Origin of the sequence: Streptomyces venezuelae (assembly GCF_008642315.1) — a bacterium.
In the GTDB taxonomy this organism is placed as follows: Bacteria; Actinomycetota; Actinomycetes; order Streptomycetales; family Streptomycetaceae; genus Streptomyces; species Streptomyces venezuelae_D.
Map to the genome: position 1 here is coordinate 2109825 of NZ_CP029192.1, position 26681 is coordinate 2136505.

Consider the following 26681-nt stretch of genomic DNA (forward strand, 5'->3'; position numbering starts at 1 on the left):
CATCACGATACGCTCATGGAGCGAGCCCACCACAGCGCCCGTCCGGCAGGCAAGGGGGCAGAGCCGCCATGGAACCGACCGGCAATCCAGCCAACCCGGGGCCGACACCGTCCGGCCACGTCGACACGTTCGCCCGGGACCACCTCCCGCCGCGCGCACAGTGGCCCGCACTGGTCCACGACCGCCCCGAACTGCACTACCCCGACCGCCTCAACTGCGGCACGGAACTCCTCGACCGGACCACCGAACGGTTCGGCGCCGAACGCCCCGCCTTCCACGCCGCGTCCGGCGACACCTGGACGTACGGCGCGCTGCGGCAGCACGTCGACCGGATCGCGCACGCACTCACCGCCGAACTCGACGTACGGCCGGGGCAGCGCGTCCTGCTGCGCGGGCCCACCACGCCGTGGCTCGCGGCCTGCTGGCTCGCCGTGATGAAGGCGGGCGCGGTCGCCGTGACCGTCCTCGCCCAGCAGCGCGCGCAGGAGCTCGCCACCATGTGCGAGATCGCCGAGGTGCGGCACGCGCTGTGCGACGTCCGGTCGGTCGACGACCTGATCAAGGCCGGCGTGCCGGGCCTGAACGTCACCACGTACGGCGGCGAGGGCCCCGACGACCTCCTCGCACGCGCCGCCCGCCAACCCGACCGCTACGAAGCGGTGGACACCGCGGCCGACGACGTCGCGCTGATCGCGTTCACCTCCGGCACGACGGGCCGCCCCAAGGGCTGCATGCACTTCCACCGCGACGTGCTCGCCATCGCCGACACGTTCGCGCGGCACATCCTCGAACCGACACCGGACGACGTGTTCGCGGGCAGCCCTCCCCTGGGCTTCACCTTCGGCCTCGGCGGTCTCGTCATCTTCCCGCTGCGCTTCGGCGCCTCGTCCGTACTGCTCGAACAGGCGGGCCCCAAGCAGCTGTTGCCCGCGATCGCACGGCACGGGATCAGCGTGCTCTTCACCGCCCCGACCGCGTACCGCACGATGCTCGACGAGCTCGACGGGCACGACGTCTCCTCGCTGCGGCGCTGCGTGTCCGCGGGCGAGAACCTGCCCGCCGCCACCTGGCAGAGCTGGCAGCAGCGCACCGGGCACCGCATCATCAACGGCATCGGCGCGACCGAACTGCTGCACATCTTCATCTCCGCCGCCGACGACGCGATACGGCCCGGCACGACCGGACTCCCCGTCCCCGGGTGGCACGCGCGCGTGGTCGACGATTCCGGGGCGCCGCTGCCCGACGGCGAACCCGGCCTGCTCGCGGTGCGCGGCCCGGTCGGCTGCCGCTACCTCTCCGACGAGCGGCAGCTCCAGTACGTGCGGCACGGCTGGAACATCACGGGCGACACCTACGTGAGGGACACCGACGGCTACTTCCGCTACGTCGCCCGCGCCGACGACATGATCATCTCCGCCGGGTACAACATCGCGGGCCCCGAAGTCGAGGACGCCCTGCTGCGCCACCCCGACGTGGCGGAGACGGCGGTGGTGGGCCGCCCCGACGAACTGCGCGGGCAGGTGGCCGTGGCGTACGTGGTGCTGCGCGCGGGCGCGGAGCCCGACGAGGACCGGCTGCGGGAGTTCGTGAAAGGGGAACTCGTGCCCTACAAGTGCCCGAGGGAGATCGTCTTCCTGGACGCGCTGCCCCGCACCGCGACCGGCAAGCTCCAGCGCTTCCGGCTGCGCGGACGGATACCGGGCGGTCCCGGGCCCGTAGAGTGATCACGTGTCCGAGCAGCACACTCCACGGTCCCTGATCGTCACGTTCTACGGCGCCTACGGGCGGGCCGCGCCCGGCCCCGTGCCGGTCGCCGAGCTGGTGCGCCTCCTCGCCCCGGTCGGCGTCGACGCGCCGTCTGTGCGGTCGTCGGTGTCCCGGCTGAAGCGGCGCGGCCTGCTCGTGCCCGGACGCACGGAGGGCGGCTCGGCGGGGTACGCGCTCTCGCCCGACGCCCGCCAGCTCCTGGACGACGGCGACCGCCGCATCTACGGCGCGGAGGCCGGCCACGAGGCGGGCTGGGTCCTCGCGGTCTTCTCCGTCCCCGAGGCGGAACGCGCCAAGCGGCACGTGCTGCGCTCCCGCCTCGCGGGCCTGGGCTTCGGCACGGCGGCGCCGGGCGTCTGGATCGCCCCGGCCCACCTCTACGAGGAGACCAGGCACACCCTGACCCGCCTCCAACTCGCGCCGTACGTCGACCTGTTCCGAGGCGAACACCTGGGCTTCGCCCCGACACCGGAGGCGGTGGCCCGCTGGTGGGACCTGGCCGCCCTGGCCAAACAGCACGAGGCGTTCCTGGACCGCCACGAGCCGGTGCTCCGCGCGTGGGAGTCCCGCGGCGCCCCCGGCGACTCGCCCGCCGAGGCCTACCGCGACCACCTCCTCGCCCTCGACTCCTGGCGCCAACTCCCCTACGCCGACCCGGGCCTCCCCGCCGCCCTGCTCCCCGACAACTGGCCGGGCGTCCGCTCGGCGGCGGTGTTCGCGGCCCTGGACGAACGCCTGCGGGAGCCCGGCGCCCGCTTCGTGCACCCCGCATAGACTGCGCCGATGAACGAAGGAGTCCTGCGCTGGAGCGCGTACCGCGCCGTCCCGTGGAAGAACGGCGGCGGTACGACGAGGGAGGTCGCAAAGGGCGCGGACTGGCGGGTCAGCGTGGCGGACGTGGCCGGAGACGGCCCCTTCTCGCACTTCCCCGACACCGACCGCGTGATCACCCCGGTCGAGGGCGAAGGCATGCTGCTGACGTTTTCCGGCACCCGGCAGCGGGTCGCACCCCTGACCCCGTTCGCCTTCCCCGGCGACGCACCGACGGACTGCCACCTGCCGAGCGGCCCGGTGCGCAACCTGAACGTGATGACGCGCCGGGGCCGGGCGACGGCACGGGTACGCATCGTCGACGTCACCGTGTCGGGTGGGGCGGAGCCGGGGTGCGAGGCGGATGAGATCCTCCTGCTGATGCCCGTCACGGAGGGCCTCACCCTGCTCACCCCGGACGGCAGGACCACCCCACTCGCCCGCCTGGACGGCGTCCGCCGGGACACCCCGGGCACGGTGCGCCTGCGGGGCGAGGGCAAGGCGGCCGAGATCAGAATCACCGCGACCCCCTAGACGCACCACCCGCACCCGGCGTCACACAGGCAGTTGCAGTCTCTGCTTGGGCGCGTCCGTGCGGCCCGTCTGCGGGCGGCGGCTGCCCGCCCGGTACGGGAGGGGCCACGGTGCCGCCTCACCGGCGTACCCCTGCTCGGCCGCGGCGTGCAGCGTCCAGTGGGGGTCGTACAGGTGAGGGCGGGCCAGGGCGCACAGATCCGCGCGCCCCGCCAGCAGCAGGGAGTTGACGTCGTCCCACGACGAGACCGCGCCCACCGTGATCACCGGGATGCCGGTCACACTCCGGATCCGGTCCGCGTACGGCGTCTGGTACGAGCGCCCGAACGCCGGCCGCTCGTCCGCGACCACCTGCCCCGTGGAGACGTCGATCGCATCGGCCCCACGCCCCGCGAACGCCCGCGCGATCTCCACCGCGTCCTCCGCGGTCGTGCCGCCCTCCGCCCAGTCCGTCGCGGAGATGCGGACCGTCATGGGTTTGCCCGCGGGCCACACCGCCCGCACCGCGTCGAAGACCTCCAGCGGATAGCGCAGCCGGCCCGCCAGGTCGCCCCCGTACGCATCGGTGCGGCGATTCGTGAGCGGCGAGAGGAAACCCGACAGCAAGTACCCGTGCGCCGCGTGGAGTTCGAGGAGGTCGAATCCCGCGCGGTCGGCACGGAGCGCCGCCGCCACGAACTGTTCGCGGATCTCCGCGAGGCCCGCACGGGAGAGCTCGCGAGGGACCTGGCTGCCCCGCTTGTACGGAAGCGGCGACGCCGCGTCGAGCGGCCAGTTGCCGTCGGGCAGCGGATCGTCGATGCCCTCCCACATCAGCCGCGTGGAGCCCTTGCGGCCGGAATGGCCGAGCTGGAGGCCGATCGCCGCGCCCGGCGCCTGCGCGTGCACGAAGTCCGTGACGCGCCGCCACGCCTCGGCCTGCTCGTCCGTGTAGAGCCCCGCGCAGCCCGGCGTGATGCGGCCGCGCTCGCTGACGCACACCATCTCGGTCATGACGAGGCCCGCGCCGCCGAGCGCCCGCGCGCCCAGGTGGACCAGGTGGAAGTCGCCGGGGACGCCGTCCACGGCGGAGTACATGTCCATCGGGGAGACGACGACACGGTTGCGCAGGGGCAGGTCGCGGAGCCGGAACGGCGTGAACATCGGCGGCGTGCCGTCCGGGCAGCCGAAGTCGCGCTCGACGGCGCGTGTGAAGTCCGCGTCACGCAGGCGGAGGTTGTCGTGGGTGACGCGGCGGCTGCGGGTGAGGAGGTTGAACGCGAACTGGCGCGGCGGCTGGTCCAGGTAGTCGGAGAGCCGCTCGAACCACTCCAGGCTGGCGCGGGCCGCACGCTGCGTGGAGGCGACGACGGGACGGCGCTCCTCCTCGTACGCCCGGAGCGCGGCCGGGATGTCGGGCTGTTCCTCCAGGCAGGCGGCGAGCGCGAGGGCGTCCTCGACGGCGAGCTTCGTGCCGGATCCGATGGAGAAGTGGGCGGTGTGAGCGGCGTCGCCGAGCAGGACCGTGTTGCCGTGGGACCAGCGGGAGTTGGTGACCGTGCGGAAGTTGATCCAGGAGGAGTTGTTGCCGCGCAGGGGGCGGCCGCCGAGCGCCTCCGCGAAGATCTTGGCGCAGCGTTCCGTGGACTCGTGCTCGTCGAGCTCCGCGAAGCCCGCGGCCTCCCAGACCTCTTCGCGCATCTCGACGATGACGGTGGAGGCACCCGTCCCCGCCGAGGAGTACGGGTATCCGTGCAGCTGCATCACGCCGTGTTCCGTCTCGGCGATCTCGAAGCGGAACGCGTCGAAGGCGAAGTCCGCGGCGAGCCAGATGTAGCGGCAGCGGTGGGTGGTCAGGGACGGCCCGAAGACGTCGGCGTGTGCCTCGCGGGTGAGGCTGTGGATGCCGTCGGCGGCGACGACCAGGTCGTATTCGGTGGCGAGCGCGGCGGCGGGGGGCGCCTTCGTACGGAAGCGCAGGTCGATGCCGAGGTCCCGGCAGCGGTCGTGCAGGATCTCCAGGAGCCTGCGCCTGCCGAGGGCCGCGAACCCGTGGCCTCCGGAGGTGTGCCGCCGGTCGCGGTGCACGATGTCGATGTCGTCCCAGCGTACGAACTCCGCCTGGAGCGCGGAGTAGACGGCGGGGTCGGCGTGCTCGATGCCGCCGAGCGTCTCGTCGGAGAGGACGACACCGAAGCCGAAGGTGTCGTCGGGCGCGTTGCGCTCCCAGACGGTGACCTCGCGGGCGGGGTCGAGGCGCTTGAGCAGCACGGCGGCGTAGAGCCCGCCGGGGCCGCCGCCGATGACGGCGATGCGGTGCGGGGTCGTCATGGTCACCGCCCCTGCCACTTCGGCGGGCGCTTCTCGGTGAACGCCGCGTGGAACTCGGCGTAGTCCTCGCCGTTCATCAGGAGCGCCTGCGTCGACGCGTCCAGTTCGATGGCGGCGGCCAGCGGCATGTCGAGCTCCGAGGTGAGGAGCGCCTTCGTCTGCGCGTACGCGAGGGCCGGTCCGTCGGCGAGGCGGCGGGCCAGTGTCTGTGCGGCCTGTGCGGCGCCGCCCTCGTCCGTCAGCTCGCTGATGAGGCCGATGCGTTCGGCCTCGGGGGCGCGCACCGGCTCGCCCAGCATGAGCAGCCGCGTGGCGTGGCCGAGTCCGACGACGCGCGGCAGCAGGTAGGCGGCGCCCATGTCGCCGCCGGAGAGGCCGACCCGGGTGAAGAGGAAGGAGAAGCGTGCTGAGGGGTCGGCGACGCGGAAGTCCGAGGCGAGGGCGAGCACCGCGCCGGCGCCCGCGGCCACGCCGTGCACGGCGGCGATCACCGGGAAGGGGCACTCCCTGATGGCGCGGACGACCTGGCCCGTCATGCGGTTGAAGTCGAGGAGCTGAGCGGTGTCCATGGCGAGCGTGGCGCCGATGATCTCGTCGACGTCGCCGCCCGAGCAGAAGCCGCGGCCCTCGCCGCCGAGCACGAGGGCGCGCACGGACTTGTCGCGGGAGAGCTCCGCGAGGAGGTCGCGCAGGTCGGCGTAGGCACCGAAGGTGAGCGCGTTGAGCCTGTCGGGGCGGGCGAGGGTGACCGTGGCGACGCCCTCGTCGACGGTGAGGCGCAGGTGCCGCCAGTCGGGAGTGCGGGTCGCGGAGCCGGTGAAGGGACTCATCAGGTGCGGCCTCCTCGGCCTGAGGCTGGAGTGCTCGGACGTGGGCTACCTCATGAAGTTATCACCGTTCCGTGACTGTCGTCACGAGTACGCGATAGGCGGGACGTCGGCCTCGCGGGAACACGGGGTTCGCGAGGGAACGACCGTACCGAAATGCGCGTCTTGTCCCCCGGAACACCCCGGGGCCCCACAGGGTCGGACGTCCCGGAAATCCCCGACCGTCGCCCCTGTCGACATAGCGCTTAAGATTCGTACGGTTGAAAGCAGGACCGCCACCTGCTGCGCTGAACGGACCCGCCTTGCACGAGCCTTCCTCCCCCGCCTCCTGGCGCATCGCCCTGCCGCACACGACGGCAGCCGTGCCGGTCGCGCGTGCCCTGGTCCGCACGGCCCTCACCGACATCGAGTCGTCCCCCGACACCGACACCGCCGAGCTCCTCACCGCGGAGCTGGTCGCCAACGCCGTGGAGCACACCGGCGGCAAGGACCCCATAGAGCTGGTGATCGAGCTGCTGCCGACGGGTTGTCAGGTCGAGGTGCACGACACCAACCCGCTGCCGCCCGGCGACCTCACCGACCCGGGCCCGCACGTCGAGCCGGACCCCTGGCAGGAACACGGGCGCGGCCTGCTCCTGATCCGCACCCTCAGCTCGTCCTGCGGCCACCGCCCCACCGCGTCCGGCAAGGCGGTCTGGTTCACGCTTCCTACGCGGCCCCCGCACCAGTGCTGACCGGCACCTCGCCCCGGCCCAGCCGCGAGTGCCCGCGCCCGTACAGCGCGTAGACCACCGCGCCCACCGCCACGAACACCGCGAACTGGAGCCATGTCGTCCAGCCCGTGCCCCAGATCAGGTAGAGGCAGAAGCCGACCCCGAGGAGCGGGCTCACCGGATGGAACGGCACCCGGAAGGTGCGGCGCAGATCCGGGGCCGAGCGGCGCAGCGCGATCACCGCGACGTTCACCACGACCATGATCGACAGCGTGCCGATGGTGGTCAGGTTGACGACGACGTCGAGCGAGGAGAACGCGGCGGGCACGGCGACGACCGCCGCGACGATCCACGTGTTGGCGACGGGGGTCCTGGTCCGCGGCGAGACGCGTTCGAAGACGCGCGGCATGAGCCCGTCGCGGGACATCGACATGAGGATGCGGGTCTGCCCGTACATCACGGCGAGCACCACGGAGGCGATGGCGACGACCGCGCCGAAGGCGATGATGCCGCCACCGAGGGTCGAGTCGGTGACCTGGTTGACGATGAGCGAGAGCGCGGCGGGCTTGTCGGCGACGGCGTCGGAGCCGAGCGCGCCGATGGCCGCGAGCGCCACGGCGACGTAGAGCAGGGTGACGACGCCGATGCAGATCAGGATGGCGAGCGGAATGTTGCGCCGCGGGTTCTTCACCTCCTCGCCTGCCGTCGTGACCGCGTCGAAGCCGATGAAGGAGAAGAAGGCGAGCGAGGCGCCCGCGGTGATGCCGGAGGCGCCCGCACCCGCGAAGGGCGTGAGGTTGCCGTCCTCGAACGCGGTGAACGCGATCGCCAGGAAGAGCAGCAGGATGCCGATCTTCAGCACCGCCATGGCGGCCGTGGCACCGGCGCTCTCGCGGATGCCGCGCACCAGGAGCACGGCGGCGAGCAGGATGACGACGACGGCGGGCAGGTTCACCGCGCCGCCCTCGCCCGGCCCCGCGGACAGCGCGGCGGGCAGCTGCCGGCCGGTGAGGCTGTGCAGCAGCTCGTTCAGGTACTGGCTCCAGCCGACCGCGACCGCGGAGACCGACACGCCGTACTCCAGGAGCAGGCACCAGCCCACGAGGAACGCGGTGCGCTCGCCCAGCGAGGCGTACGCGAAGGAGTACGAGCTGCCCGACACCGGGATCGCGCCGCCCAGCTCGGCGAACGAGAACGCGGTGAAGATGCAGGTCACGGCCGCGAGGACGTAGGAGACCGCGACGGCGGGCCCCGCCTCGGCGACGGAGTCCGAGAGGCCGACGAAGATGCCGGTGCCGACGATCGCGCCGACGCCGAAGCACACGAGCTGGAAGAGCCCCATGGTGCGCCGCAGGCCGTGGCCCTCGAGGTCCGCGCCGGATTCGGCGACGAGCTGGTCGGGGGACTTGATGCGAAGCCCGTTGGTGCGTGTGGGGCTCATGGGGTGGTTCTCGATTCTGGTGGTGCGTGGTGCGTGGTGCGCGTCGTGCGTGAAGCGGGTGCTCGGGCGAGCGTCTCAGGCGAGCGTCGCCACCAGGACCGCCTTGATCGTGTGCATCCGGTTCTCCGCCTCGTCGAAGACCACGGAGTGCGCCGACTCGAAGACCTCGTCCGTGACCTCCAGGGAGTCGAGACCGTACGTCTCGTGGACCTCGCGTCCGACCTTCGTGCCGAGGTCGTGGAAGGCGGGCAGGCAGTGCAGGAATTTTACGTCCGGATTGCCCGTGGCGCGCAGGACGTCCATCGTCACCGCGTACGGCACGAGGGCCGCTATGCGCTCCGCCCACACCTCCTGCGGCTCCCCCATCGACACCCAGACGTCGGTGCCGACGAAGTCCGCGCCCCTGACGCCCTCCGCGACGTCCTCGGTGAGCGTCAGGCGCGCCCCGCTGACCGCGGCGAGCTCCTGGGCCCGCGCACGGACCTCCGGAGCCGGCCAGTACGCCTCGGGGGCGACGATGCGCACGTCCATCCCGAGCAGGGCGCCGGTGATCAGGTACGAGTTGCCCATGTTGAAGCGGGCGTCGCCGAGGTAGGCGAAGGCGATGCCGGTGAGGGGCTTGGCGCTGTGCTCGGTCATCGTGAGCACGTCCGCGAGCATCTGGGTGGGGTGCCAGGCGTCGGTCAGACCGTTGTAGACGGGCACGCCCGCGTGGGCGGCGAGCGTCTCGACCGTGTCCTGCGCGTCGCCGCGGAACTCGATGGCGTCGAACATCCTGCCGAGCACCCGGGCGGTGTCCTTGGAGGACTCCTTCTTGCCGATGTGTGAGCCCGCCGGATCGATGTACACCGTAGAGGCGCCTTGGTCGGCGGCGGCCACCTCGAACGCGCAGCGCGTCCGCGTCGAGTTCTTCTCGAAGATCAGCGCGATGTTCCTGCCCCGCAGCCGGGGCGTCTCGGCACCGGCCTTCTTGGCCGCCTTCAGCTCGGCGGCCAGCTCGATCAGACCGCGGAACTCGTCGGCGGTGAAGTCCAGCTCCTTGAGGAAGTGGCGGCCGGTGAGGTCTGTGGCCATGAGGCGCTCCAGGAATGCGGATGGGCGTACGAAAGACGGTGACTGTTGAAACTATATACGACGCTCCACATTTATATACAGGACCCCGGCAGCGGCGCAGCAAGGGCTCGGCCGTCCGCGGAACCTACAGAGACCTACAGCCCCGGCACCGGATCCCGCTGCACCGGACAGCTCATGCACCGCGGCCCGCCCCGGCCGCGCCCCAGCTCGCTCCCCAGGATCTCGATCACCTCGATGCCCTGCTTGCGCAGGTGCGTGTTGGTCGTCGAGTTCCTCTCGTACGCGACGACGACGCCCGGCTCCACCGCGAGGACGTTGCAGCCGTCGTCCCACTGCTCGCGCTCGGCGGCGTGCACGTCCTGCGTGGCCGTGAGGACCCGGATGCCGTCGAGGCCGAGCGCGGCGGCGATGGCGCGGTGCATGTGCTCCGGCGGATGGTCGGTGACCTTCAGCTCCCGCTCCCCCACGCCCGGCTCGATCGTGTACGAGCGGAGCATGCCAAGCCCCGCGTACTGCGTGAAGGTGTCGCCGTCGACCATCGTCATCACCGTGTCGAGGTGCATGAAGGCGCGCCGCTTCGGCATGTCGAGGGCCACGATGGTCTGCGCCGAGCCCGCCGCGAACAGCTTGTGCGCGAGCATCTCGACGGCCTGCGGCGTGGTGCGCTCGCTCATGCCGATGAGCACCGCCCCCTTGCCGATCACCAGGACGTCGCCGCCCTCGATGGTCGAGGGGTAGTCCGCCTGGCCGCGCGACCAGACGTGGAAGTCCTCGCCGCGGAACAGCGGATGGTGCCGGTAGATCGCCTCGAAGTGCACGGTCTCGCGCTGCCGCGCGGGCCAGCGCATCGCGTTGATGGAGACGCCGTCGTAGATCCAGGCGGAGGTGTCACGGGTGAAGAGGTGGTTGGGCAACGGGCCGAGGAGGAAGTCGTCCAGGTCCATGCAGTGGAAGCGCACGGACGTCGGCTCGGCGTGCCGCTCCAGGAACTCCCGCTTCGTCATCCCGCCCACCAGCGCCTCGGCGAGCTCGGTCGAGGGCAGGGTCTCGAAAGCGGCCCTCAAGTGGTCGGTGGCGAGCGGCCCGTACTCCTTCTCGTCGAAGACGCGGTCCAGGACGAGGAGGCGGGCCGCGGGCACGTCCAGGGTCTCGGTCAGCAGGTCGCCGAAGAGGTGGACCGCCACCCCCCGGTCGCGCAGCACGTCCGCGAACCCGTCGTGTTCCTGACGGGCCCTGCGCACCCACAGGACGTCGTCGAAGAGCAGGGCGTCCTTGTTGCTCGGAGTCAGCCGCTTGAGCTCCAGATCGGGGCGGTGCAGTATGACGCGGCGCAGCCGCCCGGCCTCGGAGTCGACATGGAATCCCATGGGGTCCATCTTTCCCCGGCCGGACGGCCCACGCGCGTCGTTGGCCAAAGCAGCGGGGCCCGCTGTCCCTGCCGTCCTGCCCGACCAGCTCGTGCTCGACGGAATGACGGCATTTCAGCTCCGCCTGGAGGCTCTAGAGCCGGGGGTCCACCGGCTCCGACTCCAGGGCGAGGACGGCGAACACGGCCTCGTGGACCCGCCACAGCGGCTCGCCGTCCGCCAGCCGGTCCAGCGCCTCCAGGCCGAGCGCGTACTCGCGGACGGCCAGCGACCGCTTGTGGCCGAGGTGGCGTTCGCGCAGCTTCGCCAGGTTCTCCGGGCGCGTGTACTCCGGGCCGTAGACGATCCGCAGGTACTCGCGGCCGCGGCACTTGACGCCGGGCTGGACGAGCCGGCCCTGCGCGTTCCTGGCCAGCGCCTCGACCGGCTTGACGACCATGCCCTCGCCGCCCCGGCTGGTCATCTCCAGCCACCAGTCGACGCCCGCCCGCACCGACTCCGGGTCGCCCGTGTCGACGTACAGGCGGCGGGTGGTCTGCAGCAGGTCGGAGCCCTGGCTGCTGTCGTGCTCCACCATGCGGTCGATCAGGGCCAGCTGTTCGTCGTGCGGGAGCCCGGCGAGGCTGCGCCCCTGGACGGCGAGGATCTGGAACGGCGCGAGGCGCACGCCCTCCAGGCCCTCGGTCGGCCAGCAGTAGCGTCGGTAGGCGTCGGTGAACGCGGCGGCGTCCGCGGCGCGTTCCCGCTGCCGGATCAGGAGTTCGCCCGCGTCGACGCCGCGTGCCGCCGCCGCTTCCAGGGCGGCGACCGCGCCGGGGAAGACGGCTCCTGCGGCGGCGCCCACGGCGGCGTACTGCGTGCGGAGCAGCCCCGACGCCTTCAGCGACCACGGCATCAGCTCCGCGTCGAGCAGCAGCCAGTCCGTCGCCAGCTCCTCCCACAGGCCGGCCTCGGTGACGGCGTCGCGCACGCGGCCGAGGATCTCCTCGGTGACGGCGGGGTCGGCGAAGAAGGGGCGGCCGGTGCGGGTGCAGAGGGAGCCGGTGGGCGCCGCCCCGCGGGGGCCGTCCCCCACTCCGAACCGCTCGCGGGCCGCGTCCGCGTCGCGGCAGACGAGGACCACCGCGCGCGACCCCATGTGCTTCTCCTCACACACGACGCGGGCGACGCCGTCGTGCGCGTACGCGGCGAAGGCCTCCTCCGGGTGTTCCAGGTAGCCCTCGCGGCGGGAGGTGGCCGTCGGCGCCATCGTCGGCGGCAGGTACGGGAGCAGGCGCGGGTCGACGGCGAAGCGGCTCATGACCTCCAGGGCCGCGGCGGCGTTCTCCTCGCGCACGGCGACACGGCCCACGTGCCGCGTCTCGACCACGCGGCGGCCGTGCACGTCGTTCAGGTCGAGCGGCCGCCCGTCGTGGCCGCCGGGTGCCTCGGTGCGCAGCGGCTTGGCGGGCTCGTACCAGACGCGCTCCGCCGGTACGTCGACGAGTTCGCGCTCCGGCCAGCGCAGCGCGGTCAGCCGGCCGCCGAAGACGGCGCCGGTGTCCAGGCAGATGGTGTTGTTGAGCCAGGTCGCGGTGGGCACGGGGGTGTGGCCGTAGACGACCGCGGCCCTGCCCCGGTACTCCTCGGCCCACGGGTAGCGCACCGGAAGGCCGAACTCGTCGGTCTCGCCGGTCGTGTCGCCGTACAGGGCGTGGGAGCGGACCCGGCCCGAGGTGCGGCCGTGGTACTTCTCCGGCAGTCCGGCGTGGCAGACGACGAGCCGGCCGCTGTCCAGGACGTAGTGCGAGACGAGGCCGTCGATGAACTCCCGCACCCGCGTGCGGAACTCCTCGCTCTCGGCCGACAGCTGCTCGACGGTCTCGGCGAGGCCGTGGGTGTGCCGGACGCCGCGGCCCTTGAGGTGGCGGCCGAGCTTGTTCTCGTGGTTGCCGGGCACGCAGAGGGCGGTGCCCGCGGCGACCATCGACATGACGCGCCGCAGCACGCCCGGGGTGTCCGGGCCGCGGTCGACGAGGTCGCCGACGAACACGGCGGTACGGCCCTCGGGGTGCGCGCCGTCCACGTATCCGAGCTTGCCGAGCAGGGTCTCCAGCTCGGCGGCGCAGCCGTGGATGTCGCCGACGATGTCGAAGGGGCCCGTGAGGTGGGTGAGGTCGTTGTACCGCTTCTCGGTGACGACGGTGGCGGTGTCGATCTCCTCGGCCCCGCGCAGGACGTGCACCTTGCGGAAGCCCTCGCGGTCCAGGTGGCGCAGCGAGCGCCGCAGTTCGCGCTGGTGGCGCTGGATGACGCGGCGCGGCAGGTCCGCCCGGTCGGCGCGGGCGGCGTTGCGCGCCGCGCAGACGTCCTCGGGCACGTCGAGCACGATGGCGATGGGCAGCACGTCGTACTGCCTGGCCAGCTCGATCAGCTGCTTGCGGCTTTCGCTCTGCACGTTGGTCGCGTCGACGACGGTGCGGCGGCCCGCGGCCAGGCGCTTGCCCGCGATGTAGTGCAGGACGTCGAAGGCGTCGCGGCTCGCGCTCTGGTCGTTCTCGTCGTCGGCGACCAGCCCGCGGCAGAAGTCGCTGGATATGACCTCGGTCGCCTTGAAGTGCTCGCGCGCGAAGCTCGACTTGCCGGAGCCGGAGGCGCCGATCAGGACGACGAGGGAGAGGTCGGTGACGGCGAGGGCGCGTGCGGCGCCGCCGGTGCGGGTGTCGTTCGTCATGCGACCTGGTCCTTCTGGGCTGACTTGACCGTCTCGGGTGCCTTGACTGTCTCGGGTGCCTTGGCCGCCGTGACGGCCTGGGTGAACACGGCCATCTGCGTGGGCGGGCCGACCTCGGGGTCGTCGTCGCCGACGGGGGCGAACCGGACGTCGTAGCCGTGCCGTTCGGCGACGCTGTGGGCCCAGGCGCGGAACTCGTCACGCGTCCACTCGAAGCGGTGGTCGCCGTGGCGCACGTGCCCGGCGGGGAGCGACTCCCAGCGGACGTTGTACTCGACGTTCGGCGTCGTCACGAGGACGGTACGGGGACGCGCGGAGCCGAACACGGCGTACTCCAGCGCGGGCAGCCGCGCCTCGTCGAGGTGCTCGATCACCTCGCTGAGCACGGCCGCGTCGTACCCCTTGAGCCGCTTGTCGGTGTACGCCAGCGAGCCCTGCACGAGCCGGACACGGCCGGCCTGGCGCTCGCCGAGGCGGTCGAGCCTCAGCCGCCGCGAGGCGACGGTCAGCGCGCGCATCGACACGTCGACCCCGACGATCTCGGTGAACCGGACGTCCTTGAACAGGGCCTGCACCAGCTGTCCCTGCCCGCACCCGAGATCGAGCACCCGTCCGGCACCGGCCCCGACGAGCTCGGCGAGGATCGCCTCCCGGCGCCGCACGGCGAGCGGCACCGGCTTCTCCTCGGTGTCGGTGCCTTCGTCGACGGCGTTGTCGATCTCGTCGACGTCCGTGTCGTCCGCGTCGGCGAGCCGCACCAGTTCGAGCCGCTCCCTGGCCTCCTGGGTCAGGGACCGGCGCCGCGACAGGTAACGGCTGGTGATGACCTCCTGCTCCGGGTGACCGGCCAGCCACCCCTCACCGGCCCGCAGCAGCTTGTCGACCTCGTCCGGCGAGACCCAGTAGTGCTTGGCGTCGTCGAGGACGGGCAGCAGCACGTACAGGTGCCGCAGCGCCTCGCCCAGCGTCAGCGTCCCGTCGGGCGCTTCGAGTACGAGCTGTACGTACTGCGAGTCCCCCCATTCCGGGAACCGCACGTCCAACGGCACCGGCGTCACCGCCACGGCCCACCCGAGCGGCTCGAACAGCGCCCGCACCAGCTCGGCACCGCCACGGGCGGGCAGGGCCGGCACCTCGACACGGAGCGGCAACGGCTGCGCGACCCGCTCGGGGCGCGCGGCGCACACGCCCCGCATGGCGCTGGAGAACACCGCGCCGATCGCCACGGCGAGCAACGACGAGGCGGCGTACGGCCGGTCGTTCACGTACTGCGCGAGAGCCGCGTCCGGAGCCCCGCCCCGGCCCTTGCCCTTCCCCTTGCCGCGCCGCACGAGCGCGACGGGGTCGATCTCCAGGAGCAGCGCGGCGGTGCAACGCTCGGGAGTCGCCTCGGGGTAGAGGACGTGCGCGGTGCCGTAGGACACGCTGCGTGTATGCCGGTTGTCGGGGTGTTTGTGCAGCAGGAAGCCGAGATCGGTGGCGGGGCGTTCAGGGGTACCGGAGGTACTGATCGTCAGAAACACTTCAGGTCGGCCTCAAAACACAGTCTGAGCTGCGGTTGCGTGATCAACTGTCGGACGCGGCGCACGGCCTCCGCGGGGCGCTTCCCGTTTCCGGCGCGCGCCTTCAACGTACAGCGAACACACCGGGCGCACGCAGGGATTTTCGCCGCCGTACAGCCCCGGACCAGGCATGGAGCGGCGTCGTGCGGGCGATCGCGAAGGTCGCGCGGGAAGCTGGGTAGGAGATGAGTGCTCAGACGTCGTGAGGACGGAGGACGGCGAGGATGGAGGACAGCGTGGACTGGGCCCGGTTCGGTAAGCAGATGGCCGCGATGGCGCGGGACCTGCTGGCGCAGACGTCGGTCGACGCCACGCTGGAGCGGATCACCTCGTCGGCCACCGAGCTCGTGGAGGGCTGCGACGCTGCCGGCATCCTGATCCTGCACGGCGGGCAGGTGGAGACCCTCGCCCCCACCCATCAGCTCGTCGTCGACAGTGACGCGCTGCAGGCCCGTGAAGGCGAGGGGCCGTGCTTCGACGTCGCGTGGAGCGGGGGCGGCGAGCGGGTCTTCCGCATCTCCGACTTCACCCACGACCAGCCACGCTGGCCCGCGTACGCCGTCGAGGCGCGGGCGCTGGGCATCGGCAGCATGATGGGCTTCCTGCTCTTCACCGAGGACGAGGAGCTCGGCGCGCTGAACCTGTACTCCGCCCGGCCCGGCGCCTTCAACGAGAACGACGAGACGGCCGGCCTGCTCCTCGCCTCGCACGCCGCCGTCGCCTTCTCGAGCGCCCGCACCCACGCCCAGCTGGAGCAGGCCGTCTCCACCCGGCACACCATCGGCGAGGCGATGGGCATCCTCATGGGCAGGCACCGCCTCACGGAGGAGGAGGCGTTCGACGTGCTGCGCCGCTACTCGCAGGAGAACAACGTGAAGCTCCGTGACGTCGCCGCGCGGGTCTGCGCGCACGGCGGGTTCGCGGAGCCCTGAGAGCCTGTCCTCGAAGCGGGCACGGCTTCCCCGGCTCATGGCCGAACCAGGGAAACCTGGACCGGCACAGTCCCCCGGGGGAACGCCGCTGTGCCGGCCCTGTACATCAGGTCCCCAGCCGCGCAGCATTCACTCACGTGCTCGTAAACGACCTCGTTGATTCGATGGCAATCGTTTGTTGATTGCTTCCGACCACCCTGTGCCCGTCGCTATTCGGGGGAAGACAGGGAATTTCAGTGTCGGATACACGTATCTCGGTGGCCGTGCACGCCACCGACCCCCTCAGCAGAGCCGGGGTCATCAGCCACCTACGGCACCAGCCCACCGTGGAACTGGTGGACAGGGCCACAGACGGCTCGACCCCCGCACCGCCCGGTACGACGAAGGACGCCCCGCAGGAACGCGTCGCCGTCATGCTCGTCGACCGGCTCGACGACCCGGCGGGCAGCGAACTGCGCCGCCTCGCCCGGTCCACGGAACAGCGCGTCGTCCTCATCGCCAGCGAGCTGCGCGAGCCCGAACTGCTCGCCGTCGTCGAGTACGGCGTGCGGGCCATCCTCTGGCGCCACCAGGCCACCCCGCAGAAGCTGCTGCGGGCCGTGCACAGCGCGGCACGCGGCGAGGGCGAGCTGCCGCCCGACCTCATCAACCGGCTCATGACCCAGCTGGGCCGCCTCCGGCTCTCCGCGCTCGACGGCACGCCGTCCGCCGCCGGCGCCCTCGTGCCGACGCTGGGCATGGCGCCCCGCGAGGTGGACGTGGTACGGCTGATCGCGGAGGGGCTCGACACCAAGCAGATATCGGAGAAACTCGCCTACTCCGAACGCACCGTCAAGAACGTTCTGCACGCGCTGATGACGCGCCTGCAGCTGCAGAACCGCGCGCATGCCGTCGCGTACGCGCTGCGGGAGGGGTACATCTAATGCGGCGACAGCCGATGCGGCGACCGGACCGGTTCTCCCTCTACATACGGGGAGCGCGGGCGTGATCCACGAAGTCGACGAGGCGCTGCGCGCACTGCTGCGCGAGGCGCTTCCGGAGGGGACCGGCGAGGTCGTCTTCGAAGCACCGACCCGCGACTGGGCGGCGAGACGCAACGCGCCCACGCTCAACTCGTATCTGTACGACATCCGCGAGGACGTCGCCCGCCGCGAACGCGGCGCCTACGCGGAGCGGGGGCCGGACGGCATCGTCCTGCGCAGGCGGCAGCCGCCCCGCTGGTTCCGGCTCTCCTACCTGCTCACCGCCTGGACCAACCGCCCCGAGGACGAGCACAGGCTGCTCTCCGCGGCCCTCGGCACGCTCCTCGGGCACGAACTGCTGCCGCCGGAGCGCCTGCCGGACGCGCTCGCCGCGCTGCGCGCCACGCTGCCGCTGTCCGTCGCCGTGCCGCCGCCCGAGTCGCGCTCCATCGCCGACATCTGGTCGGCGCTCGGCGGTGAGCTCAAGCCGTCCCTGGACGTCGTGATCACCGTGCCGTTCCCGGTCTCGCCCACCTACGACGTGGCACCCCCGGTCACCGAGGGCGCGGTCGTCGGTGTCCGCGGCCTCGACGGGGAACCGGCCGACTCCCGGCCCCGGATGATGCGCAAGCGGCGCGACGACAACGGGGCGGAGGCGGACCGGTGAGCCCGCAGAACGCCATGGTCGCTCGGCTCGAGGCGTTGCGCGAACGCGTCGCCGAGCTGGTCGAGCTGCGCGCCGCCGACGACCCCACGGCCGCGGATCCGCTCCGCGGGATGTACGTGACGCCCGAGACGGCACTCCGGCTCGCGACGGCTCCGCTGCCGTCGGCGCAGGCCGCGGGGGATATGGCGGGCGGCGTGGACGCGGAGGGCGGGGCTCCCGACGAGGGCCCCGACGCACTCGACTCGCTCGCCGGGGAGTTCGGGCTCAGCGTGCTCGACCGGCACATCCTGCTCGCCGCCCTCGCCCCCGACGTCGACCGCCGCTTCGAGCCGCTGTACGGCTACCTCAACGACGACGTCGGCCGCCGGCGCGCCACCGTCACGCTGGCGCTCGACCTCGCGGGCACGGGGCCGCACGAGCCGCTCGCCCGCCGCCGCTTCCACCCCCGGTCACCGCTGCGTGCCGGCGGGCTCATCGTCGTGGAGGAGGAGGACAGGCCGCTGCCGGGGCGGGCACTGCGCGTGCCCGAGCGGGTGGTGGCGCAGCTTCTCGGCGACGACGCGCTCGACCCTGAACTGGTCGACTGTGACGTGGAGTTGCTGGACACCGAGCGGGCCGGGGACGCCGAGCGGACCGAGGGCACCGGGACCACCGGGGACGCCGCCTGCTCCGCGCACCCGCTCGCCGCCCGCGTCGCCGCCCTCGCCGCCGAGCGGCCGCTCCGCGTGCATCTGCGCGAGCGCAGGGAGGGCACCGCCGCGGGGCCCGTGGCGGACGCGCTGCGGGCGACCGGGCTGCCGGTGCTGCGGTACCGGCCGTCGGGCGCGTCGGGTCCGGCGGGCGACGCCGCGGCGGTCGCGCTGGTCCGTGAGGCGCGGCTGCGGCGCGCAGCCCTCGTCGTGGGGCCGCTGCCCGCCGAACCCGGGCCCCTGATGCGCTCCCTGCTGACCGGCGACGTGCCGGTGGTGTTCTTCGGCAGTGAGCCCTACGACCCGGGGTGGGCGCCCGACGCCGGGCTGCTCGTGCTCGACGCACCGCAGGACGCCGTCGACGCGGCCCGTACGTGGCAGACCGAACTCGCCAGGCACTCCCCCGCGTACGAGCCGGACTTCGACCTCGGCGAGGCCGTCGCGCCGTACCGGCTCAGCGGGACGCAGATCCGTCGCGCCGCACGGGACGCCGCCGAACTGGCCGCGTTCGACGGGACCGCGCCGACCGTGACGCACCTGCAGCGCAGCGCCCGGCTCCAGTCCGCGCCGCTGCTCGACAAGCACGCCCGGCGGATCAGACCCCAGGTCGGCTTCGCGGACCTCGTGCTCCCCGACGAGCCCCTGGCCATGCTCAACGAGCTGACGCTGCGCGCACGCCACCGCGACAAGGTGCTCGGCGAGTGGCGGCTGCGCACGGGCGGCGGGCGCGGGCGCGGCGTCATCGCGCTGTTCGCCGGGGACTCCGGCACCGGCAAGACGCTGTCGGCGGAGGTCGTGGCCGGGGAACTGGGCCTCGACCTCTATGTGGTGGACCTGTCGGCGGTGGTCGACAAGTACATCGGCGAGACGGAGAAGAACCTGGAGCGGATCTTCGTGGAGGCCGACCGCACCGACTCGGTGCTGCTCTTCGACGAGGCCGACGCGGTCTTCGGCAAGCGCTCGGAGGTCAAGAGCTCGCACGACCGGTACGCCAACCTGGAGAGCGCGTACCTGTTGCAGCGCCTGGAGGCGTTCGACGGGATCGCGGTGCTGACCACGAACCTGCGGGCCAATATCGACGACGCGTTCACGCGCCGCCTCGACCTGGTGGTCGACTTCCCGTTCCCGGACGTCGAGCAGCGGCTCGCCCTGTGGCGCACGTGTCTGACGGGCACACCCTGCGCCGAGGACCTGGACGAGGAACTCGCCGCCTGCGCGAAGGAGTTCGAGCTGTCGGGCGGCGCGATCCGGTCGGCCGCCGTGACCGCCGCGTATCAGGCGGCGGGCCACGGCGGCCCGGTGTCCGGTGCGGACGTCCGGGCCGGTGCCCGGCGCGAGTACCGCAAGATGGGCCGCCTCGAACCGGGGACGTCACTGCCCTGGCAACGCTGACCGCGTCGCCCCTCCCGGACTGGCCGGGTTACTCCGGCCAGTCCGAGATCGTCCAGCCCATGCTGTTGCCGTCGCCGCACTTCCACGTGATGGCGCTGGTGTCGTTCTGCATGTCGGTGAGGCACTCGCCGTTGTTGACGGCGACGATGTGGAACAGGCCGTTGGGCTGGCTCTCCAGCTTCCACTTCTGGTTGTCGGGCAGCCGGCCGCTCTTGATGTTCTCCGGCGGCGCGTGGAAGATCTGCACGATGTTCGTGCCGACCTTCACGTCCATGACGGCGCCGGGAGCGTTCGCCGCCTCCAGGGAGTACGTGTCGGTCTCCGGGTAGTGGTGCAGGATCCACTTCTGGTTCTTGCCGAACTCGTCCGTCAGCTCCGGGTTCTGGCCGACGTACGTGCCGTCCGCCTTCGCACCCCGCTTGGTCTCCAGGTACCAGCCGCCGCCCTCCGCGCTGCGGATGGTGCGCAGCTTGGGCCCCTTCGGCTTGTCGTCCTTCGGCGCGCCGCCACCGCCCCCGCCGCCGGACTCCGGCGGCTTGGGCTCCTTCGGGGGCTCCTTCGGCTCCTCCTTCTCGGAGGGGCTCGCCGACGGGCTCGGCGCCTTCTTCATGCCGTCGCCCTGCGGCAGCTCCCGCTGCTCGCCCGGCTTCTCCTTGGCCTGCGTCGACATGGCCGGCTTGTGGTTGAACCACATCACGGCGAACGCGAGGCCCAGCGCGAACAGCACCGAGAACACGGCCATCGCCCAGCGCGGGATCACCGACGGCTGCACGTACGTGCCGCGCAGCTCCACCGGCTCCGGCACCCCGGCCCGCAGCACGGACACCGTGAAGGGGCGCTTGACGGTGCCGCCGACCCAGCTCACCGCGCCGGGCTTGATGCTGAGGTCGGCGAACGCGGCGCGTCCCGGCGCGACCTGGACCGAGCCGGGCTCCGACTCGACCTCCAGCTCCTCGCCGTTCTCACGGCCCGAGAAGGACGCCGTGAGCTGCTGGTTGCCGAGGTTGTCGACGGCCACGGACGCCTTGGCGCGCAGTCGGCCGCGTACGACCAGCGGGAGCAGCTCCGTGCGGAGTTCGGCGAACGGGCCGACCGTGATCTGCCCCTCGGCGACATCCATGGTGTGCGGCGTCTCGCGGGGCTGCACGCGGACGCCGAACGGGGTCGGCCCCGCCTGCGCGTCGGAGGTGCGGGGCGGGGAGAACTCCACCTGGGCGGTGCCCTCGGCCCCCGGGTACAGCCGCAGGACGTCGGGCTGCACGCGGGCCCAGCCCGCCGTCGCGCCGACCACCTGGAGGCGGTACTCCTCGACGGTGTCGCCGGTGTTGCGCACGCGCAGCCGCACGCTCGCGGTGGAGCCGGGCTCGACGGAGGTCGCTGCGGGTTCGAGAGAGGTCCACATGCCGCTCACCGCCCCGTCACGCCGGGGTGGTGGACGCTGCCGCCGACGAGGGCGCGCAGGGTCGCGCTGTCAGCGGTGCCGGTCGCCGGAAGGCCGACGGAGGCCTGGTAATCCTTGATGTGAGCCGCCGTGTTGTCGTTGTAGCGGGCCGTGGTGGGTGCGCTACGGCCGTTCTTGAAGTAGGCGACGCCGTGCTCGGCGTACGCGCGGTCGCGGTCCAGGTCCTTGTCGCTGATGCCGGCCTGCGAGGCCCACCAGAACGCGGCCTGGAGCTGTACGACCTCCCAGCTGTCGGCGCCGGAGCGCACGGCGTCGGGCCGGATGCCCTGCGCCCACAGCGAGGTGAGGGTGGCACGGCCCAGCGTGCCCATGTCGTCCGTCTCGAAGATCTGAGCGGTGTTGTTGCCGGAGTTCTGGCCGGTGCGGACCACGGCCTTCTGGTAACAGATGAGTTTTGCCTCTGTGTTGGAGTCGATGACGCCGGGCGTCCAGTGGCCGGTCAGCGTGCAGGGATTCTTCGAACCGAGGGCGGCGAGGCGCTGCTGGGCGTACTCGACGACGACGTCCCGCGCGTAGCCGCGACGCCAGGGCGGGCCGGTGCGCGCCTCGCCGCCACCGTCCGACACCGTCTCCCCGCTGCTGCCGCCGCCACCGGCGCCGCCTCCGGTCGTGTCGGTACCGCCCGACGTACCGCCGTCGCCGGAGCCGCCACCACTGGCTCCGCCTCCGCCGGTACCGCCCGGGCCCGAGTCCGCGTCGCCGCGGCCGCCGCCGTCCGCCTTCCCCTTCGGAGGCGTCGGAGCGGCGTCCAGCGTGTCCTTCTCGCCGCCCTGCGGGACGGCGGCGGGTGCGGCGACCGCCTGGTTCTCGCGCGCCGACCCGTCGAAGTCGGGCGCGTACGTCAGCCACGCCACGACGGACGCGACGGCGAGCGCCGCGAGCACGCCGCCGACGGCGAGCAGCCCGCGGGGCAGGACCGGGCGCTGGTCGAAGCTGCCGGGCAGCTCCTGGCCCCGCTCGTCGCCGGAGCGGCGCACGGAGACGGTGAGCGGGTGCGTCTGCCCGGAACCGGTCCACAGCACCTGCTGCGGGCGGATGGTCAGGTTCGCGAACGCGGCGCGGCCCGGCGCCACTTGGACGGCGGACGGGTCGACCTCGAAGGCGAGGCGGCCGGCGTCGTCGCGGAGAGTGAGGGCCACCGTCAGCGGGGTGTTGCCGAGGTTGTCCACGGCGACCGAGGCCCGGCCGCGGAAGCGTCCGACGACGGTGGGCGGGAGCAGTTCGGCGCGGATCTCCGAGAACGGAGCGACCGTGACCTGACCCTCGACCACGTCACGGGCCTCGGGGTTCTCCCGGGGCTCGACGCGGATGCCGAACGGCGTGGGTCCCGCGGCCGTGTCGGGCGAGCGGGGCGGTGCGAAGGAGATCTCGGCGGTGCCCTCGCTGCCGGGGTAGAGCCGCAGCACGTCCGGCTCGACGCGGGACCATCCGGCGGCCGCGCCGACGACTCCGAGGCGGTACTCCTCGACGGTGTCTCCCGTGTTGCGTACGCGAAGCCGCACGGTCGCCCGGCCACCGGGGTCAACGGTCACCGCGGCCGGGTCAAGGGAGTTCCACCACGTCATACGGGCACGGTAGAGCGCACCCACGGGTCCCTCCTTGTACGAAAGGGCGACGTCAAGGGCAGGCCCCGCTGCCCTTGCGGACGGCCCCTCCGAGGCGCACCCACCGCGGGCGGGCCCTCAGCCGTACGCGGAGAGCACAGGGCCGTGCATCGCCGCGCGCGGAGGCCACTTGGCGAGGAGAGCGGCGATCTCGTCGGCCTCCAGGGCGCCGCGCCGCTCCATGACGCGGTGCGCGATCCGCAGGGCGGCCCTGGCCCGCTCCGGGTCGCCGAGGGCGAGCAGCGCCCGCCCGCGTGCGGCCATCGCCAGCGCGTGGCAGAACGCGTCGCCCAGTTCTCCCTCGACGGCGAGCGCCGCGTCCGCGCAGCGCACGGCCGCGCCGGGTCTGCCCTGCTCCAGCTCGCAGTACGCGAGCCGCGCCCAACACAGGGCCTCCCAGCGGGGGTTGCGCGCCCTGCGGTGCAGCCGCTGCGCCTCCCGGAGCTGCTCCGCCGCCGCGACCGCCCCGCCGCCCGCGAGCAGCGCACAGCCCGCCTGGTAGAGGACGTGCGCGAGCGTGTGCGTGCTGCCCGAGCGCCGGGCCTGCCGCACGGCCTCGTCGATCGCCGTGTCCGCCGCGGGGCGCCTGCCCAGGGCTACGTACGCGCGGGCCATGTGCGACAGGATCCGGATCCGGTCGTCGTGCCCGCCGAGCGCGCCGAATCTGGCGTACGCCAGGCGCAGTTGCTCCAGAGCCGTCGCGAACCGGCCGGTGCCCATGAGGACGATGGCCAGCTCGTGGCTGCCCTCCGCGCCGACGAGGAGGTCCCCGCATCCGGCGGCGAGGTGCAGACTCTCGCGGAGCGCGCGCTCGGCGCGGCCGTAGGTCTCGGTGCCGTAGTGCGGGGCGCCGAGCAGCCGCAGGGCGCGGCCCGCCGACCGGTCGTCGCCGTGCCGGCGGGCGGTGCGCAGGGCCAGTTCGGCGAGCGGCTCCAGGTCGCGGTGGCGCGCGGTGCCCGCGACGAGGTGGGACCAGCCGGTGAGGAGATCGACGACGGGACGAAGGCCGGGCGGGCCGGTTTCGCCGACCGCGCCGGAGCCGGACCTGTCACCCGCTTCACCCACCTCACCTGCCTCACCTGCCTCACCCGTCTCGTCCGGGAGGTGACGCAGGGCGTTCTCCGCCGCGTCGCACAGCCGGGAGTGCGCGACGACCAGCCAGTCGTGCGCGGCGGCCTCGTCGGGCAGCGCCTTGCCCGCGGACGCGGGCCGGTGCAGCAGCTCGGGCAGCACGCTGTGCGGCTTCGTGCGGCGGATCGCGGTGATGACGGTGGCCAGGACGTAGTCGAGGAAGCGCAGCCGCGCGGCGGCACGTTCCGCCGCGGTCTCGCGCAGTTCGCACTGGCGGCGCGCGAAGAGCCGTACCAGGTCGTGGAAGCGGTAGCGGTCCTCGCCGTGCAGCTCCATGAGCCCCGCGTCGACCAACCGCTCCACGGCCTGCTCCGCCTCCTCTTCGTCGACGCCGAGCAGGGCGCCGGCGGCACCGCGGCAGAACGACGGCATGTAGCAGAGCGAGACCATGCGGAAGGCGCGGGCGAGGCCCGGCTCCAGGGCCTCGTACCCGAGCCGGAAGGTGGCCTCGACGCCCAGGTCGTCCACCCGCAGCTCGTCCAGCCTGCGGCGCTCGTCGCGCAGCCGCGCCACCAGGTCGGCCATGGGGCGTCCCGGCCGTGCGGCCAGGCGGGCGGCGGCGATACGGACGGCGAGGGGCAACCCGCCGCAGACCGCGACGAGTTCACGTGCGGCGTCCCGCTCGGCGGCCACGCGCTCGGCGCCGAGCATGGCGTTGAGCAGACCGAGCGCCTGCGGCTCGTCCATAGTCTCGACGTCGACGAGGCGCGCACCGGGCAGGGTGATGGTCCGCGAACGGCTGGTCACCAGGACCGCGCAGCCGGGCGCGCCGGGCAGCAGAGGCCGCACCTGCGCGGTGTCGCGCGCGTTGTCGAGGAACACGAGAACGCGCCGTCCGGCGAGGAGCGAACGGTACAGGGCGGTCTGCTGGTCGAGCCCGTCGGGCACGGCGCTCTCGGGGATGCCGAGCGCGCGCAGGAACCCGGTGAGCGCGCTGCCGCTGTCCACGCCGTGGACGGCGTCGGCGCCACGCAGGTCGACGTACAGCTGCCCGTCGGGGAACTCGTCCCGTAAGGCGTGGGCGACGTGCACGGCGAGCGCGGTCTTGCCGACGCCACCGAGCCCGGTGAGCGTGGCCACGGCCATCGCACTCCCGGAGACGGCGGCCCGCAAGGTCTCGGTGAGCACCCGCGCCTCGGCCTCCCGCCCCGCGAAGTCGGGCACGTCGGGAAGGAGCTGAGCGGGGGTGAGGGGAACGGCGGAGGCACGCACGGAACTGCTCGCCGTTCCCGGCAGGGGGGTTGGGGCGCTGAGGGGGAGGGGTCGGGCGAGGAGGTCGACGGGGGTGGTGCGGGGTGGGGACGTGGGTGGGGGTGGGGGTGTGGCGGCGGGTGCGGGGGTGGGCGTGAGGGCGGGTGCGGGGGCGGGCGTGACGGCGGATGCGGGGGCGATGGCTGGCGCAGGGGCGGGCGTGACGGCGGATGCGGGGGCGGAGGCTGCTGCGGGTGCGACGGCGGGCGCAGGGGCGGGCGTGACGGCGGGTACGGGCGCGGGCGTGGGGGCGGGTGCGGGTGCGACGGCAGGCGCAGGGGCAGGCGGGAGGGCGGATACGGGTGCGGCGCCAGGCGCAGGTGCAGACGTGACGGCAGGTGCGGGTGCGGGCGTCACCGCGGGTATGTGGGCGAGGGGCTGGGTGGACGCCGTACCAGGCACGGCACCGCCCAGCACGCCCTCCACCGGCCGCCCGGACATCTCACCCGAAGCCGTGCCGGCCACCGGACCGGCCACCGAACCGTTGGGGGGCAGGGGCGCGCCCCGGAGCAGGGAGGCGTGGAGCGTGGTGAGGTCCTTGCCCGGGTCCACGCCCAGTTCCGTGGCCAGCGTGCGGCGCGTCGTCTCGTATGCCGCCAGCGCGTCCGCCCGGCGGCCGCCCCGGTGCAGGGCCAGCATGAGCAGGGCTTGGGCGCGTTCGCGCAGGGGGTGCTCGGCCGCGAAGACGGTGAGGGGAGCGATCGTCTCGCCGTGGCAGCCGAGTTCGAGCGCGCAGGCGAAGAACTCCTCCTGCGCGGTGACGGAGAGCTCGGTGAGCCGGTCCCGCTGACGCCGCGCGTACGGCCCCGGCAGCCCGGCCAACGGAGCACCGTCGGAGAGCGCGAGCGCCGCCTTCAACTCGGCGTAGGAATGGGCGAGTTCACCGGACCCTCGCAGCGAGCGCGCCGCCGCGACGCGGTCCTCCAGCTCGCTCGCGTCGAGCGCGCCGCGCGGCACGCGCAGCGCGTATCCGTCGCCCGCCGACACCAGGAGCCTGGCGGGTTCGCGGGCCCGCCGGTCCGGTTCGAGGAGGGCGCGCAGCCGGGACACGTACGTCCGCAGCGTGCCGACCGCACGCGGCGGCGGCGACTCGTCCCACAGCGCGTCCACCAGCTCCGCCGCCGACACCGGCCGGCCCCCGCGCAGCAGCAGCGCCGCCAGCGTCGCCCGCTGCTGCGGCGGTCCGAGCGTCAGGGCCTGCCCGTCGCGCCAGGCCCGCACAGGGCCGAGGACCTGGAACCACAACGGCCCGCCCGGGTGGCCCGGTTCGCCCAGGTCGTCCCGATCAGCCCGGTCGGCCCCGATTCCGCCGTCCCGGCCCGTGCGGCCGCCCGCGTCGCCCCGCATTGTCAGCCCGCGCTCCTTGCCCTGTGACGCACCGCGAAGTGCCCGTTCGTACGCGCCACGGATGGCCGTACGCACCAAACGTTACGTCAGCCCCAGCACTCCCCCGACTCGTGCGGGTCACTTGCG

Annotated in this window: 18 protein-coding genes; 8 read left to right on the forward strand and 10 right to left on the reverse strand. The window is 73.1% G+C overall.

The features are described 5' to 3' along the window. Window positions 1-68 precede the first annotated feature (68 nt). Genes DEJ48_RS08855 through DEJ48_RS08865 form a run of 3 tightly spaced genes read left to right on the forward strand, consistent with a single transcriptional unit; the run spans window position 69 to window position 3111 of the window. Window positions 69-1724 (forward strand): AMP-binding protein, encoded by a 1656-nt coding sequence (locus DEJ48_RS08855; RefSeq protein WP_150215635.1) that lies wholly within the window; start codon window positions 69-71, stop codon window positions 1722-1724. A 4-nt stretch (window positions 1725-1728) separates the two neighbouring features. Beyond that, the gene (locus DEJ48_RS08860) at window positions 1729-2541 is read left to right on the forward strand and encodes a PaaX family transcriptional regulator C-terminal domain-containing protein (protein ID WP_150215636.1); all 813 of its coding nucleotides are present in this window, start codon (window positions 1729-1731) and stop codon (window positions 2539-2541) included. Window positions 2542-2550: 9 nt separating this feature from the next. Then, window positions 2551-3111, forward strand: a complete 561-nt coding sequence (locus DEJ48_RS08865; protein ID WP_150215637.1) for a HutD family protein — start codon at window positions 2551-2553, stop codon at window positions 3109-3111. Window positions 3112-3132: 21 nt separating this feature from the next. Here DEJ48_RS08865 and DEJ48_RS08870 read toward each other — a convergent pair whose 3' ends face one another. Further along, window positions 3133-5421 carry a bifunctional salicylyl-CoA 5-hydroxylase/oxidoreductase gene (locus DEJ48_RS08870; RefSeq protein ID WP_150215638.1) on the reverse strand — a complete coding sequence of 763 codons (2289 nt, stop codon included), beginning with the start codon at window positions 5419-5421 and terminating at the stop codon, window positions 3133-3135. 2 nt (window positions 5422-5423) lie between these two features. Next, the gene (locus DEJ48_RS08875) at window positions 5424-6251 is read right to left on the reverse strand and encodes an enoyl-CoA hydratase family protein (protein ID WP_150215639.1); all 828 of its coding nucleotides are present in this window, start codon (window positions 6249-6251) and stop codon (window positions 5424-5426) included. Window positions 6252-6535: 284 nt separating this feature from the next. On the opposite strand from DEJ48_RS08875, the gene DEJ48_RS08880 reads away from it, so the two are divergent. Continuing rightward, a complete protein-coding gene (locus DEJ48_RS08880) occupies window positions 6536-6982 on the forward strand; it encodes an ATP-binding protein (protein WP_150221074.1) in 447 nt (148 codons plus the stop codon). On the opposite strand, the gene DEJ48_RS08885 is transcribed toward DEJ48_RS08880, so the two are convergent. The 5 genes from DEJ48_RS08885 to DEJ48_RS08905 all read right to left on the reverse strand — a co-directional run bounded on the left by DEJ48_RS08885 (window position 6957) and on the right by DEJ48_RS08905 (window position 15079). Beyond that, entirely contained in the window at window positions 6957-8402 is a 1446-nt protein-coding gene (locus DEJ48_RS08885) for an amino acid permease (protein ID WP_150215640.1), read from the reverse strand. The genes DEJ48_RS08880 and DEJ48_RS08885 overlap by 26 nt on opposite strands. 75 nt (window positions 8403-8477) lie before the next feature. Beyond that, the gene (gene argF / locus DEJ48_RS08890; RefSeq protein ID WP_150215641.1) at window positions 8478-9476 is read right to left on the reverse strand and encodes an ornithine carbamoyltransferase; all 999 of its coding nucleotides are present in this window, start codon (window positions 9474-9476) and stop codon (window positions 8478-8480) included. Window positions 9477-9610: 134 nt separating this feature from the next. Continuing rightward, window positions 9611-10843: an arginine deiminase gene (locus DEJ48_RS08895; RefSeq protein ID WP_150173291.1), complete on the reverse strand. Its 1233-nt coding sequence runs from the start codon at window positions 10841-10843 to the stop codon at window positions 9611-9613. Window positions 10844-10976: 133 nt separating this feature from the next. Further along, window positions 10977-13556 carry a polynucleotide kinase-phosphatase gene (locus tag DEJ48_RS08900; RefSeq protein WP_150215642.1) on the reverse strand — a complete coding sequence of 860 codons (2580 nt, stop codon included), beginning with the start codon at window positions 13554-13556 and terminating at the stop codon, window positions 10977-10979. Then, window positions 13553-15079, reverse strand: coding sequence for a 3' terminal RNA ribose 2'-O-methyltransferase Hen1 (locus tag DEJ48_RS08905; RefSeq protein WP_150215643.1), 1527 nt, complete (start codon window positions 15077-15079; stop codon window positions 13553-13555). Before DEJ48_RS08905 ends, DEJ48_RS08900 begins: the two co-directional genes overlap by 4 nt. A gap of 263 nt (window positions 15080-15342) precedes the next feature. Between DEJ48_RS08905 and DEJ48_RS08910 the strand changes: the two genes are divergently transcribed. The 4 genes from DEJ48_RS08910 (at window position 15343) to DEJ48_RS08925 (ending at window position 19760) form a co-directional block, all read left to right on the forward strand. Continuing rightward, window positions 15343-16050 carry a GAF and ANTAR domain-containing protein gene (locus tag DEJ48_RS08910; protein WP_150215644.1) on the forward strand — a complete coding sequence of 236 codons (708 nt, stop codon included), beginning with the start codon at window positions 15343-15345 and terminating at the stop codon, window positions 16048-16050. 236 nt (window positions 16051-16286) lie between these two features. Next, complete coding sequence (locus tag DEJ48_RS08915) at window positions 16287-16973, forward strand: response regulator transcription factor (RefSeq protein WP_150215645.1); 687 nt, start codon at window positions 16287-16289, stop codon at window positions 16971-16973. Between the two features lie 61 nt (window positions 16974-17034). Next, entirely contained in the window at window positions 17035-17679 is a 645-nt protein-coding gene (locus DEJ48_RS08920) for a DUF4255 domain-containing protein (protein ID WP_150215646.1), read from the forward strand. 14 nt (window positions 17680-17693) lie between these two features. Further along, window positions 17694-19760: an ATP-binding protein gene (locus tag DEJ48_RS08925; protein ID WP_150221075.1), complete on the forward strand. Its 2067-nt coding sequence runs from the start codon at window positions 17694-17696 to the stop codon at window positions 19758-19760. Between the two features lie 28 nt (window positions 19761-19788). Here the strand turns inward: DEJ48_RS08925 and DEJ48_RS08930 are convergent, their stop codons facing one another. From DEJ48_RS08930 to DEJ48_RS08940, 3 genes are all read right to left on the reverse strand, one after another. Further along, complete coding sequence (locus DEJ48_RS08930; RefSeq protein ID WP_150215647.1) at window positions 19789-21162, reverse strand: RICIN domain-containing protein; 1374 nt, start codon at window positions 21160-21162, stop codon at window positions 19789-19791. A 5-nt stretch (window positions 21163-21167) separates the two neighbouring features. After that, complete coding sequence (locus tag DEJ48_RS08935; RefSeq protein WP_223831966.1) at window positions 21168-22811, reverse strand: peptidoglycan-binding domain-containing protein; 1644 nt, start codon at window positions 22809-22811, stop codon at window positions 21168-21170. A 93-nt stretch (window positions 22812-22904) separates the two neighbouring features. Next, entirely contained in the window at window positions 22905-26555 is a 3651-nt protein-coding gene (locus DEJ48_RS08940; RefSeq protein ID WP_150215649.1) for an AfsR/SARP family transcriptional regulator, read from the reverse strand. Between the last annotated feature and the right edge of the window lie 126 nt (window positions 26556-26681).